Raw genomic sequence first — 232 nt, forward strand, 5'->3', positions numbered from 1 at the left:
CAGCTTTAACTGAATTAGCTAGAGATTTAACAGTTTTGATCCAGCGACTAACCGTTCTTATTGCAACGGGTAAACGTTCAGGCCCTAATACAACAAGCCCTACAATAAAAACAACAACTAGCTCCCACATGCCCATGTTAATTAAGCCTTATCGGTGTCTTTTGTTTTTTCAGTATCAGTCGTCGTTTTTTGTGACGTTTGAATTTGTTCAGGGGAGTCTGTTTCCGTTGGT

At 40.1% G+C, this 232-nt stretch carries 1 protein-coding gene; it reads right to left on the reverse strand.

Annotation, left to right across the window (positions count from 1 at the left end; translation table 11 throughout):
• A partial coding sequence (gene tatB / locus SB756_RS35805; protein ID WP_410913990.1) for a Sec-independent protein translocase protein TatB occupies window positions 1-136 on the reverse strand: 136 nt, incomplete at its 3' end.
• Window positions 137-232 lie beyond the last annotated feature (96 nt).

Source organism: Pseudomonas sp. SIMBA_068 (assembly GCF_046534705.1).
GTDB lineage: Bacteria > Pseudomonadota > Gammaproteobacteria > Pseudomonadales > Pseudomonadaceae > Aquipseudomonas > Aquipseudomonas putida.